Source organism: Rhodococcus spelaei, from assembly GCF_006704125.1.
GTDB lineage: Bacteria > Actinomycetota > Actinomycetes > Mycobacteriales > Mycobacteriaceae > Rhodococcus_G > Rhodococcus_G spelaei.
Genome location: NZ_VIGH01000004.1, coordinates 375,235 through 387,315, shown reverse-complemented (window position 1 = coordinate 387,315; position 12,081 = coordinate 375,235). Strand labels below are relative to the sequence as shown.

At 69.6% G+C, this 12,081-nt stretch carries 11 protein-coding genes; 7 read left to right on the top strand and 4 right to left on the bottom strand.

From position 1 onward, the window contains the following. Positions 1–85 precede the first annotated feature (85 nt). On the top strand, positions 86–532 hold the full coding sequence (locus FK531_RS11165) for a DUF4175 domain-containing protein (RefSeq protein ID WP_142099204.1): 447 nt from the start codon (positions 86–88) through the stop codon (positions 530–532). 71 nt (positions 533–603) lie between these two features. Here FK531_RS11165 and FK531_RS11160 read toward each other — a convergent pair whose 3' ends face one another. Next, positions 604–1,287 (bottom strand): lysoplasmalogenase family protein, encoded by a 684-nt coding sequence (locus FK531_RS11160; RefSeq protein ID WP_142099202.1) that lies wholly within the window; start codon positions 1,285–1,287, stop codon positions 604–606. 70 nt (positions 1,288–1,357) lie between these two features. Here FK531_RS11160 and FK531_RS11155 point away from each other — a divergent pair, with 70 nt between their 5' ends. Together FK531_RS11155 and FK531_RS11150 are read left to right on the top strand one after the other, a co-directional pair. Next, on the top strand, positions 1,358–2,269 hold the full coding sequence (locus FK531_RS11155) for an LLM class F420-dependent oxidoreductase (protein ID WP_142099200.1): 912 nt from the start codon (positions 1,358–1,360) through the stop codon (positions 2,267–2,269). 20 nt (positions 2,270–2,289) lie between these two features. Continuing rightward, positions 2,290–2,892, top strand: coding sequence for a phosphoribosylanthranilate isomerase (locus FK531_RS11150; RefSeq protein ID WP_142099198.1), 603 nt, complete (start codon positions 2,290–2,292; stop codon positions 2,890–2,892). A gap of 5 nt (positions 2,893–2,897) precedes the next feature. On the opposite strand, the gene FK531_RS11145 is transcribed toward FK531_RS11150, so the two are convergent. Continuing rightward, positions 2,898–4,475 (bottom strand): alpha/beta fold hydrolase, encoded by a 1,578-nt coding sequence (locus FK531_RS11145; RefSeq protein ID WP_142099197.1) that lies wholly within the window; start codon positions 4,473–4,475, stop codon positions 2,898–2,900. 90 nt (positions 4,476–4,565) lie between these two features. On the opposite strand from FK531_RS11145, the gene FK531_RS11140 reads away from it, so the two are divergent. The 3 genes from FK531_RS11140 (at position 4,566) to FK531_RS11130 (ending at position 7,030) form a co-directional block, all read left to right on the top strand. Continuing rightward, the gene (locus FK531_RS11140) at positions 4,566–5,027 is read left to right on the top strand and encodes a MarR family winged helix-turn-helix transcriptional regulator (RefSeq protein ID WP_142099195.1); all 462 of its coding nucleotides are present in this window, start codon (positions 4,566–4,568) and stop codon (positions 5,025–5,027) included. 27 nt (positions 5,028–5,054) lie between these two features. Further along, entirely contained in the window at positions 5,055–6,311 is a 1,257-nt protein-coding gene (locus tag FK531_RS11135) for an MFS transporter (RefSeq protein WP_142099193.1), read from the top strand. A 209-nt stretch (positions 6,312–6,520) separates the two neighbouring features. Beyond that, complete coding sequence (locus tag FK531_RS11130; RefSeq protein WP_142099192.1) at positions 6,521–7,030, top strand: hypothetical protein; 510 nt, start codon at positions 6,521–6,523, stop codon at positions 7,028–7,030. A gap of 94 nt (positions 7,031–7,124) precedes the next feature. Here FK531_RS11130 and FK531_RS22360 read toward each other — a convergent pair whose 3' ends face one another. Together FK531_RS22360 and FK531_RS11120 are read right to left on the bottom strand one after the other, a co-directional pair. Then, entirely contained in the window at positions 7,125–9,938 is a 2,814-nt protein-coding gene (locus FK531_RS22360) for a DUF2804 family protein (protein WP_181762909.1), read from the bottom strand. Next, complete coding sequence (locus FK531_RS11120) at positions 9,935–11,236, bottom strand: MFS transporter (protein ID WP_142099189.1); 1,302 nt, start codon at positions 11,234–11,236, stop codon at positions 9,935–9,937. Before FK531_RS11120 ends, FK531_RS22360 begins: the two co-directional genes overlap by 4 nt. 214 nt (positions 11,237–11,450) lie before the next feature. Here FK531_RS11120 and FK531_RS11115 point away from each other — a divergent pair, with 214 nt between their 5' ends. Then, positions 11,451–12,068: a YbhB/YbcL family Raf kinase inhibitor-like protein gene (locus tag FK531_RS11115; protein WP_142099188.1), complete on the top strand. Its 618-nt coding sequence runs from the start codon at positions 11,451–11,453 to the stop codon at positions 12,066–12,068. Positions 12,069–12,081 lie beyond the last annotated feature (13 nt).

Here is a 12,081-nt window from a genome sequence, read left to right as displayed (position 1 = left end):
ACCCTAGGGGCTGCCTCCTCCGAGGTGAAACTCGCGCAGGTGGGGCTGGGTGCGGCGCACTACTACCCTGGAGGTGGAGGATTCGATGTTCCACGAACGAATAGTCCGCACCGTCCTCGCCGTGACCGCCGGCTATGTGATGGTCCTCGGTCTGTGGCTCGGCTGGCTGGTGCAGCGCACCCCGCCGGAGACCGTTCCGTACCAGATCATCGGCCTGCTGGCTGCGTTCGGCTCGGCGCTCGGTCTCGGCATGATCTGGTCCGACCGGCCGACGCGCGCCGACCGCAAGCTCGTCAAGCGCGGGCTGGAGGGCTGGGCGACGATCGAGAGCGCGAGGCGGCTCGCCGAGACCGCCGACCACGGCCAGATCACCTCGCTTCGGCTGCGACTGACTGTGCCGGGGTCGGCGACCTACACCGGCCGGGTGCTCTACGAGGTCCCCGAGGGCCAGGGCGAGCGCTTCACCCCTGGGGCCACCGTCTCGATTCGGGTCGACCCGAAGGACCGCGACCGCATCATCCTGTGTCCGTAGTGCGCCTGCGGCACCTGTGCGCGCGGTTCACCCCGATGGGGGTAATCGGCGCGCACAGGCACCGGAGGTGCTCACTTCGCGAGCATGCCCTCGACGAGCAGCAGTTGTGCCGCGGCGTAGCTGCCGAGGATCACGCCCTCCGACGCGCGACGGCCGGTCTCGCCGCGAATGAACAGGCGCCGCACCACGATCAGCGCGTCGGACCCGGTGAACAGCAGACCACCGAGGCCGAGCCAGCTGCGCCGGTCCCGATTGGGCACCGCCATGCCCGCGACCACCCGCGCGCCGGGGGCGAGGGCCGGGTCCGCCGACAGGGTGGACGTGGTGCCGAGCACGGCGCCGTACCCGGTCAGGGTCGGCGCCACCGCCGCGGCCCGCGCGCGCAGCAACCCGGCCGCGCCCAGCCAGCCGAGTAGCCGCGGCACCAGCGCGGCGGCGGTCGGGCGGGCGCCACGCCTCGCCAACACGGTCGAGTAGCCGGCCTGCATCACCGCGAACGACGACGCGCCGCGGATCAGCCGCTGGTCGTCGTCGGGGTCGATCATGAACACGTCGCCGACCGTCGCGGCCGCGAGTCCGGCGAGCAGCAGTCCGGCGTCCACCTTGTCGACGTCGGCCCGACCACGCAGCACCCGGACTGCCAGGGCGGGTGCGATCAGCGGCTTCGCGATCTGTTGCAACCGCTCGTTTCCGGTGACCGCACCGACCACCGTCGCCGCACTTGCCCCGATGAACACCGCGTGCTCGACCTTCATCCCAACCTCCGATACCGAATCGTCTGGCGAGCGTATCGGTCGGCCCTCGCCACGTGCGACGATCAGAACTGTGCGCCTGGGGTTGCATGCACTGGGAATCGGTACCGGTGCCCACCGCGCGGTGATCGACGCGGTCGCGGTCGCCGCGGACAGGCACGGCTTCGCGACCCTGTGGGCGGGCGAGCACGTGGTGATGGTGGACCGACCTGCCTCTCGCTATCCGTACGCCGACGACGGACGGATCGCAGTGCCCGCGGCCGCCGACTGGCTCGATCCGATGATCGCGCTCAGTTTCGCCGCGGCCGCGACGGACACGATCCGGATCGCCACCGGCGTGCTGCTGTTGCCCGAACACAACCCGGTGATCCTGGCCAAGCAGGCGGCGACGCTGGACCGGCTCAGCAGCGGCAGGCTCACGCTCGGCGTCGGCGTCGGCTGGTCGCGGGACGAGTTCGCCGCCCTCGGAATCCCGTTCGCACGCCGCACCGAGCGAACCGTCGAGTACCTCGCGGCGATGCGGACGCTGTGGCGCGAGGAGGTCGGTTCGTTCGACGGCGAGTTCGTCGCTTTCGACGACATCCGCGTCAACCCGAAACCCTTTCGCGCAGGATGCATTCCGGTGGTGTTCGGCGGCAACAGTGACGCCGCGCTGCGGCGGGTCGCGACCGTCGGGGACGGATGGTACGGGTTCAACCTCGACGGCGTGGACGCGGTCGCCGAACGAATCGGGGTACTGCGAGGATTCTGCCGGGACGCGGGTCGGGATCCGGCCGAGCCGACCGTTGCGGTCGCACTCGCCGAGCCCACCATCGGCGACATTGCTGCTCTCGTGGCGGCGGGCGTCGACGAACTGGTGCTCGTGGCGGCGCCGCGGGAGGATCCGGCCGAGGCCGGCGACTGGGTCGGCGAACTCGCCCGCCGGTGGCTGCCCGATATTCTCGACGCGACACCGCAGGAGCGGAGCCAGCGGAGCGAGCATTGAGCTGGAGGATCCGAGAAGACATGACATTCATCAAGATGTGCGGCCTGCGCGACGAGGCGACGGTCGACCTGGCTGTGCGCCTCGGCGTGGACGCGATCGGGTTCGTGTTCGCCGCCAGTCCCCGCCGGGTGACGCCGCAGCAGGCCGCGCTGCTGCGCGCCCGCATCCCCGACTCCGTTGTCGCGGTCGGCGTGTTCGTCGGGCAGAGCATCGAGGAGATCGTCGACGCGGCAACCACCGCCGGCATCACCACCGTCCAGGTACACGACCTGCGGTCCACTGCCGATGTGGCGGCGCTGCACGAGGCGGGCCTGACCGTGGTGCGCGCGATCAACACCGGCAGCGATGCCGACCACTCCACGAGCCTGGGCGAGGACCTGCTGCTGGTGGACGGGGCGGTCGCGGGCGCGGGCGTCACCTGGGACTGGCAGGACCGCAGCGCGCTGCCGACCGGGCGTTGGATCCTCGCGGGCGGGCTGAACCGTGACAACGTCGCGCGGGCCGTTGCGTCCTCCGGGGCGTGGGGCGTGGACGTCTCGAGCGGCATCGAATCCAGCCGCGGCGTCAAGGATCCCGAACTGATGGCGGCTTTCGCCGAGGCAGTGCGGGCCGCCGAGTCCTGAGGCCGCTACCGGGTCGTGAAGGTCGGGACCACGACCGAACCGACGCAGCCGGAGTCGTAGCCGTCCGGGTGATCGAGGAAGTCCAGCATCACTGTTCTGGCGCAGTCGGAGACGCCGAGGACGTCGTGGCCGAGGCCGGGGAACCGGACCACCGTGGACCTGGGCAGGGTGGTCGCCGCCTCGTCGGCCTGGCTCGGCGGAGTGACCGCGTCGAACGTCCCCGCCATCAGCAACGCCGGGACGTCCGAGTGGGTGGGGTCGTGCACCGAGGCGGGTGCCCGCCCGACGTCCCAGATCGAGCATTCGTCGAATATTCGCGGCACCTGCGGCGGCAGCGACAGCACCTCGTCGGGGAAGTCCGGCAGAGCCGTCTTCGCCGTGGCGAGCACGGTGGCGGTGTCGGTGAACGCCGCGTGCTCCCGGCAGAAGGTTCCGTAGGTGAGTCCGTATCCGACCAGCCCGGGCGGCGTGAGGGTGCCGAGCAGGGCGGTCGCCGCGGCGGTGCCGTCACCGCCCGCGATGGCATGGATCGTCGCGGGCAGGTCGGCGTACGTTCCCGGCGAAAGGCTGAGCGCGACAACTAGGTTCGCCAGCGTGTAGCCGTCGATCACCACGTGCCGCGGCGGCTGGCCGGCGCTACCGGGCAGGTCGACGGACAGCGGCTGCCGAGCGAGCCGGTTCACGGTGGCGGTGAACTCGTCGGCCAGATGCGGATAGGCCGCCGCGCAGGCGGACTGGGCGGCGCAGGCGTCGAACAGCGCCCGGTATCCCTCGGCCGCGCTGGGCCAGAACTGGTTCATCAGGACGGCCTGGGGCGGTACGAGCGAGTCGAGCACCACGCTGCGGATGCCCTCCGGGTGATCACGCAGCAGTTGCAGCGCCAGGTTGCTGCTGGCGGAGACGCCGTAGACGTTCCACTGATCGACACCGAGCGCCGTGCGCAGGTCGGCGATGTCGGCGGCGTTCTCTGTGGTGTCGTATGCGCTCAGGTCAGCACCTTTGTCCGCCAACCGATTCCGGCACGTCGTGACCGCGGCGACGTCATCGTCCCGTGTCGAGGGAGCCTGGACGGACATCCCGGTGGCCGCGGCCATGAAGCCGTCGACCTCAGGGCAGCCGAGAAACGGGTCGGCGTGCAGCGTGCCGCGCTGATCGACGAAGATGACGTCGCGATCGCGGTTGAGTCCGTACTTGACGAAGGTCGGCGCCAAGGCCAGGCCGGTCCCGCCGGGACCACCGGTCAGGTACACCAACGGATCCGGTCGCGGACTCGCCGAGGCCGCCTTGACGCGGGCGACGGCGAATCCGATCGTGCGGCCCTGCGGGTGCGCGCGGTTCTCCGGGACTGTCAGGAACCCGCAAGTGAAGTCCGGGCCGAGGTCGAGTTGTGGAACGCCAGGCACATTCGGCGACGGACAGGGCGCATCGGCATAGGTGCCCGCGGCGTGCGACGCGGTTGCCGGTGTCGTCTCGCCGGAGGAGCCCCCACCGCACGCCGCGACCGTCAGCCCGGCCGCGATCGCGAGCGCGGTGGGGCGCCGGCGCCTGGACCAGCCGATCCTGCCCGAACGGGTGGAGGTCACCGCCCCGACGCTACGCGGACGCCCGGAATCCGCGCTCCGGAACGGCGCATTCCTTTACTTACATAGTTTACCTATGCAATAATAGCGCCCATGGCTGCGGCGAACCACCCGGAAAGCGAACAAGCTCGACTACGTGAGGTTCTCGCGGAGTTGGTCACCAACACATCGCGATTCACCCGGCTCGCCTCGTCGATCGGCACCGACGACAGGCCCCGCGCCTGGATGCGGGCACTGTCCCACCTCGACGAGTACGGCGCGTTGCGGGTCAGCGAGTTCGCCCGCATCGACCGGTGCTCGCAGCCCACGGCGACGACGCTGCTCAAACAGCTCGCCGACGCCGGACTGGCCGACCGCCGACGCGATCCCGAGGATTCCCGGGCTGTCGTGGTCGAGATGACCGAGGTCGGCCACCGGTGGCTGATGGAGGCACGTCAGGAGATCGGCGCTGCCCTTGCCGAGCATCTGCCGAACCTGAACACCGAACAGGTCGAGCGCCTCTCGCGCAGCCTGGCCGATCTCCGCGCGGTCGTGAAGGCGGCCGTAAACCTCTAATCACCTAGTGACACAAAGGAAGTGCCCGTGAGTATCACCGACACGGCCACCAGCGCCGAGCCAGAGAGCACCAGCATCCTGCACCAGCCCAAGGCGGTGTGGGCGGTCGCCTTCGCCAGCGTCATCGCCTTCATGGGCATCGGCCTCGTCGACCCCATCCTCAAGCCGATCGGCGATCAACTGCACGCGACGCCGTCGCAGGTGTCCCTGCTGTTCACCTCGTACATGCTGGTCACCGGCGTCGCGATGCTGATCACCGGCGTCGTGTCCAGCCGCATCGGCCCCAAGAAGACCCTGTTGTGGGGCCTGGCGATCATCGTGGTGTTCGCGGCGCTCGCCGGCATGTCGGGCAGCGTCGGACAGATCGTCGGTTTCCGCGCCGGGTGGGGCCTGGGCAACGCCCTGTTCATCGCCACCGCCCTCGCGACCATCGTCGGCGCAGCCAGCGGCGGTGTCGCGAAGGCGATCATCCTGTACGAGGCGGCCCTCGGCATCGGCATCGCGGTCGGGCCACTGGTCGGCGGCGTGCTCGGCAGCGTCAGCTGGCGCGCCCCGTTCTTCGGCGTCGCCGCGCTGATGGCGGTCGCGTTCATCCTGATCGTGGTGATGCTCCCGGCCACCCCCGCCCCGAAGGCGAACCGCACCTCGTTGGCGGCGCCCTTCCTGGCGCTGCGGCACCGCGGACTGCTGACGGTCGCGATCACCGCGCTGCTGTACAACTACGGCTTCTTCACCCTGCTGGCGTACACCCCGTTCCCGCTCGACATGGGCACCTACGCAATCGGTTTCATCTTCTTCGGCTGGGGTCTGGCGCTGGCCGTCTCGTCGGTGTTCCTCGCACCGCGGCTGCAGCGCCGGTTCGGCACGCTGCCGATGATGATGCTGGCGCTGGCCCTGTTCGCGGTCGACCTTGCCGCGATGGCCCTGTTCACCGACAACAAGACGGTGCTGATCGTCTGTGTGGTGCTGGCCGGCCTGTTCCTCGGCGTCAACAACACCCTGATCACCGAGACCGTGATGATCTCCGCCCCCGTCGAGCGTTCCACCGCCTCCGCCGCGTACAGCTTCGTCCGGTTCGTCGGCGGCGCCGCGGCGCCGTGGCTGGCGGGCAAGCTCGGAGAGTCCAACGCGCACATGCCGTTCTGGATCGGCGCACTGTGCACGGCGGTCGCGATCGTGGTCCTGTCCACCGGACGCAAGGTGCTCGCGCACGTCGACGAGCACGACCCCGCCCCGCACAGCGTCGACGAGGCCATGGCCGTTACCGTCGGCGACGCCGACTGACCACTCCTCCCCTCCCTCAAGGATTGAGCGGGGGTTCAGTCGCCGGTTTCTTGTGAAACCTGGCCACTGAACCCCCGCTCAATGCATTCAGGACGGACCACGCGGTTGGTTTCGGGGCCGTCATCTGTGGCAGCATGTTCGGCGGATCGCGCACGGCTTCCATGACACGTGACGCGGCCTGGGGATACATCACAAAACGGGGGATTCACATGAACATTCGTAGCTTTGCCGTGCGCGCAATCAGCGCGGGTGCGGTCACCGTCGCCGCGTTCGCAGGCCTGACGGGCACCGCGGCCGCCGCGCCCGCACCGGCGCCCATCCTGCACCTGACCCTCAACGGACCGGTCATGCCGACCCTCGGCCAGAACGCATTCTGCAACGGCCTCATAGATACCGCGGTCGAGACCGATCCGGCGCGACCCGGTCTCGCCACCGTCTCTCTCACCTCGCGAGGCATGCACGGAGTGGGCCCGGAGTGGACAGTCAACCCGGTCTGCCGGGTGAAGGTCTCGATCTCCTGGGGTGGCGGCGCCTTTACAGGGCAGCTCAGGGAATTCGATCTCAACCTCGGCGAGCAGCCCGGCCAGACGGTGCGGACCGAGATCAATCCGGGCTCGGGCGCGCCCATGATCGCTATCGGCGCCTCGTATGTCGGCCCGCAGGGCGACTTCCGGCCGCAGTACTCGTACCCGGTCACGGCTGTGGTGATCGTTCCGTAACGGCAACCGCCTGAACTGTCGAACGGGGGTTCACGGTCCAATCCGCCCACCCGAATCCGGACCGTGAACCCCCGTTCAGTGCATCAACGCGACCTCACCAGCGGTTGTGGACGTCCTCGGCCCAGCCGACGAGATCCTCGACCCGCACCCACGCCCCCGTGTCGTCGCGAACCTTCCCGGACCAGTGACCGAAACACTGGTGGGTCTTCGCGGCGAAGACCTTGAAGTCGGTGACGGACTTCTTCAGGTGGAACGGGGTGAAGGTGAGATCGACTGTGGCGCCGGTGATCCGCCACGGCGCCATCCAGTCGTCGCGGTCGTAGGTCCAGACGAGTTCCTCGCTGATCTTCGACAGGTGCCCGTCGACGAGCAGTGAGTTCTCCACCGACCCGGTGCCGTCGGTCCACTGTCCGCCGACCTGGATGCCGATCACCCTGCCGTCGGTCCGCCCGGAGCCGGCACCCCAGTTCCAGCGCACCGAGTACGGCCAGCGACCTCGGCCGTGGTCGAGGGTCGCCCAGGACTCACCGGCGGGCACGTCGGCGGCGACGCCGTCGACGCGGATGGTCCCGGTTGCGGGCCGCGCGACGTCCTTGACCGTGTACTGGAAGAGCGTGTCGGACCACGGGACGACGACGCCGAGGCACTCGTGCCCGTCCGGCCGGTGGGCGATCACGTCGACCTCCACCCGCTCGCCGCGAGCCCGCAGCCGGGTCCCGCCGTCGACCTCGTCGATATCGATCCGCACCTTCTTGGTGCGGGACCCGGCCGGCCCGGCGCCGAGGGTGCCGGGCAGAGTGGCACTGCCACCGCCGACACCGATGGCGTCGTACGCCACGGTGTCCCCGGCCGTCCGGTCGAGCAGCCAGATGCCGTGCACCGCAGCGTAATCGATGTCGGAGAGCACCAGCGCGACCACGTGGGTCGGGGTGGTCACCGCCCAGTACTCCCAGCGCTTGTTGCGGCCCTTGCCCACTCGGCCCCGACCGATGCCGTCTGTGGTGATCAGTGGTGTGCGCGTCCAGCCGACCGCATCGGGGTTGAGGTGTCCGTCCGGCAGCGTCAACGAGACCGGCGCGGTGATCTCGCGTTCCTGCACCGCGAGTGGCAGCGCGGAACCTCCGGCGGCGTGGTCGTGCCTCTGCCGCAGGCGCTGATTCGAGGCACGAACCGCCTCGGCGTCCACCTTGAGCACCCGGCGGTCGTAGGTCATCAGGCCGTTGGTCTCGTCCTCCACGTCGGCGAGCTGGGTGTAGACGAAGGCCGTCAGGCCCTCGTCGACGGCGGGCCCGACCTGAGCGTGCTGCAGCCGCAGGAACGCTCGCTCGAAGGACCCCCGGTCGGCGTACTTGCGGTAGCCGAACTCCTGGTCGTTCCACACGTGACCCGGCACCCGGTGCGAGTAGCCGCCGTACTCCGAGAGCACCGCGGCGCGGTCGTCCTCGGTGTCGGCGCGCGAGAGCCGGTAGGGCCGGAAGTAGACGTGCCGGCTGGCCATGTCGCCGCCGCCCTGGTCGTGCCAGCCGCTGACGTGGTCGACGGGCCGGGTCGGGTCGAGCTCCTTGACCCGCGCGGTGGCCGCGACGGCGTCGAACTGCCCCCAGCCCTCGTTGAACGGCACCCACGCCGCGAGGCTCGGAACCGACCGCAGCAGCGCGACGGTCGAATCGAGCTCGGTGCGGAACTCGTCGCGGCCCTCGGCGTCCTGGCGGCCGAACAGCGCGTACCGGGAGTCGTCCAGCTTCACGGGCAGGAGGACGGGCGCGGTGACGACGGTCGACCGGTAGCTGCGGCCGCCGTTGACCATGTCCTGCCAGACCAGCATCCCGAGCCGGTCGCAGTGGTGGTACCAGCGCAGCGGCTCGATCTTGATGTGCTTGCGCAGCATGGTGAAACCGAGGTCCTTGGCCGTCCGGATGTCGTGGACGAACGCCTTGTCCGACGGCGCGGTGTAGAGACCGTCGGGCCAGTAGCCCTGGTCGAGCAGGCCCGCATGCAGGTAGGGCTCACCGTTGAGCAGAAGCGGGGTGCGGCCGGAGGCGTCAGGCCCGATCCCGAACGACCGCATCCCGAAATAGCCGCAGACACGGTCGTCACCGAGAACCACCTCCACGTCGTACAGGAACGGGTCCTCGGGCGACCACCGGCGCACGTCGTCGCCGAGTCCCCCGTTTCCGAGTTGCAGCCGGGTCGGGACGCCGACAGTGACGCTCCCGGAGACGATGTCGCGGCCGTCGGCGCTTACCACGACCTCGGCCGTACCGTCGCCGCCGGCGACCACACACACCTCGACCTCACCGGTCTCCAGGTGCGGTGTCAGCACGAGCTGTTCGACCCACCGGCGCGGAACCGACTCGAGCCAGACGGTCTGCCAGATCCCCGACTGCGGCGTGTACCAGATGCCACCCCGGTCGAGCTTCTGCTTGCCCCGGCTGCGCCACGACGTGTCGGTGACGTCGCGGACCCGCACCACGAGTTCATGTGTGTCACCGGCAGAGTCGTTGTTGGAGAGGGCGTCGGTGATGTCGAGGCTGAACGGCAGGTAGCCGCCTCGATGCCCGCCGACGGGTGTGCCGTCGACCCAGACCTCGCAGTCCTGGTCGACCGCGCCGAAGTGCAGCAGCACCCGATCGCGGACGAAACCCTCGGGCAGCGTGACGGCGCGGCGGTACCAGAGCGCCTCGTCCGGTTGCAGTGTGCGGTTCACGCCCGACAGCTGCGCCTCGGGCGAGAAGGGCACCACGATCTCGCCGTCCCACGTGCGGGGTCGCTCGGTGACGGCGGACGAGGTGAAGGCGTGGTCCCATCGGCCGTTGAGGTTGACGTACGAGTCGCGCACCAGCTGGGGGCGCGGGTACTCGGGCAGGACGTGGTCGGGGTCGAGGGTCTCGCCCCATTCGGTGATCACGAGGCGGTCTCCAGAGATTTCGGCGCGACCCCGACGGTTCGCAGAGCCGCGGCGGGGATGACGATGAGCACGACGACGGCGGCGGCGGTCAGGAAGATCCACGGGGTCGGCACCTGCTTCACGACGCCCAGATCGACGAAGGTCTCGTCCGCACCGGAGATGACGGCCGCGCCGAGGAACGGACCGATCACCATCGGGATGAGCACGGCGAAGATCATCCGCAGCCCCTGCACCTGCCCGGCCCGGTCGGGCGGCGTGAGGTTGCGGACGGTCGCGGAGATGGCGGCGACGCCGAGCATGAATCCCGACATCATCACGATCCCGGCGCCGATGACCGCGAGCATGCCCCGCGCCGGGAACATCAGGAACAGCCCGACGACGTAGATCGCGGCGACCGGCAGGATCGCGCGCGACGGTCCGACCCGGTCCAGCACCCGGCCGCCGAGGACGCTGATCACGGCCGCGCCGAGCAGGACCGCGGCGAGCACGACCGGGTAGCCGTCGATGGCGAGATAGCGCTGGACGTAGATGATCAGGTACGGCAAGAAGACCTGCGTGCTCGTACCGAGTACCGCCCACGCTAGCAGCGCCACGTACAGCCGCGGATGCTCGCGCACCGTGCTCGGCCGCAGCCCGTGGAGGACCGAGGACAGGTAGCTGCCGCCCGGTCGTGGCTGTCGCGGCTCGCGGAGTCCGAACCATGCGATGACGCCGACCAGTGCGGTGACGCCACCGATGATCGAGAAGAACAGGACCCAGTGGCCGCCCTTCGTCAGCGGGTCGAGTGCGCCGAAGACCAGCAGCATCGCGAGCAACGGCATCGTGGCGAGCACGCCGTCGACCCGACCGCGGTTGCCGGGGTGGGTGGAGTCGGTGACCCACGCGTTGAAGGCGGCGTCGTTGGCGGCCGAACCGAGCACGCTCATGACGCAGTCGAGCACGACGATGGCGATCACCGCGACCACCACCGCATCGACCATCGGCAGCATCGACGCGGCGGTGTCGACGCTCACCAGCCCGAAGCCGGCGGTGCAGGCACCCCACAGCACGTAACCGATCGCGATGAACTCGCGTCGCCGACCGGTGCGATCCGACGCGGCGCCGGCGAGCAGCGTCGCGATCGTCGCGGCCGCGGCGCTCGTCGCGACGAGAGTCGCCAGCGCCGTCGGCGAGTCGGTGATCGTGTCGTAGACGAACACGTTGAGGTACATGTTCTCGACCGTCCAGGCGAGCTGGCCCGTCAGACCGAGGAGGACCACCCAGGTCCAGAAGCGTCGATCCGCCAGGCGTTCGTGCATCACGCGACAATAGTGGCGCACGTCACCGTCGGATGCGCCGGGATTCGGGCAGCGCCGTCGAGCGGGATTCCGTTGCCGGTTTCGCGTGAAACCTCGGACGCCCCACAGGTGCACCGAACTCCCACGTTCCTAGATATTGAGAGATGTATTTCATAGTGTGGGCACCTTCTGCTCAAATATCCCCGCACAGAGAGATCGAATGTCGGGAGAAGCCATGAGCTACAGCGCACGCATCATCGCCGCCGTCGTTACCGCGACGGCCGCGATCACCCTGGGAACCTCCGGATGTAGTTCGGAGAGTGGGGATTCGGCACCCAATACGTCCTCGAGCACACAGCAGGTGCGATCCGGAATCCCCGACTCCGCCGCGACGTTCGAGGCGTCCAGCCCGGATGTGGCCGAGGGGCAGGCGATCCCGCGGGCGCAGTGGGCCGATGGCTTCGGGTGCACCGAGGCCGGGAAGGCACCGCGGGTGCGGTGGTCGAATGCGCCCGCCGGGACACGCAGCTTCGCGGTGACCATGTTCGATCGGGATGCGCCGACGGGAAGTGGGTTCTGGCACTGGGTTACCTGGGATATCGGCGCTCAGGCGACCGAACTCGGCGACGGGGCCGCCGCCGTCGCGGGGACGAACGATGCCGGTGCCACCGGATACCTGGGAGCGTGCCCGCCGAGCGGCGACCGGGCGCACAACTATGTGATCACCGTGCTGGCGCTCGACACCCCGAGCCTGGCGCTGCCGGCGTCCACTCCCCCGGCCGTGGCGACGTTCACGATGAACAGCCACGTCATCGGGTATGCGCGGCTGACCGCGAGCGCGGAGCGTCCGTGATCGTGAGCGCGGC

Excerpts from the sequence above, each read along its gene's own strand:
- FK531_RS11160 (WP_142099202.1), bottom strand. The coding sequence starts at position 1,287 with ATGAAGGTCGAGCACGCGGTGTTCATCGGGGCAAGTGCGGCGACGGTG.
- FK531_RS11115 (WP_142099188.1), top strand. The coding sequence starts at position 11,451 with ATGAGCTACAGCGCACGCATCATCGCCGCCGTCGTTACCGCGACGGCC.
- FK531_RS11140 (WP_142099195.1), top strand. The coding sequence starts at position 4,566 with ATGGCTGCGGCGAACCACCCGGAAAGCGAACAAGCTCGACTACGTGAG.
- FK531_RS11150 (WP_142099198.1), top strand. The coding sequence starts at position 2,290 with ATGACATTCATCAAGATGTGCGGCCTGCGCGACGAGGCGACGGTCGAC.
- FK531_RS11165 (WP_142099204.1), top strand. The coding sequence starts at position 86 with ATGTTCCACGAACGAATAGTCCGCACCGTCCTCGCCGTGACCGCCGGC.
- FK531_RS11130 (WP_142099192.1), top strand. The coding sequence starts at position 6,521 with ATGAACATTCGTAGCTTTGCCGTGCGCGCAATCAGCGCGGGTGCGGTC.
- FK531_RS11120 (WP_142099189.1), bottom strand. The coding sequence starts at position 11,236 with ATGCACGAACGCCTGGCGGATCGACGCTTCTGGACCTGGGTGGTCCTC.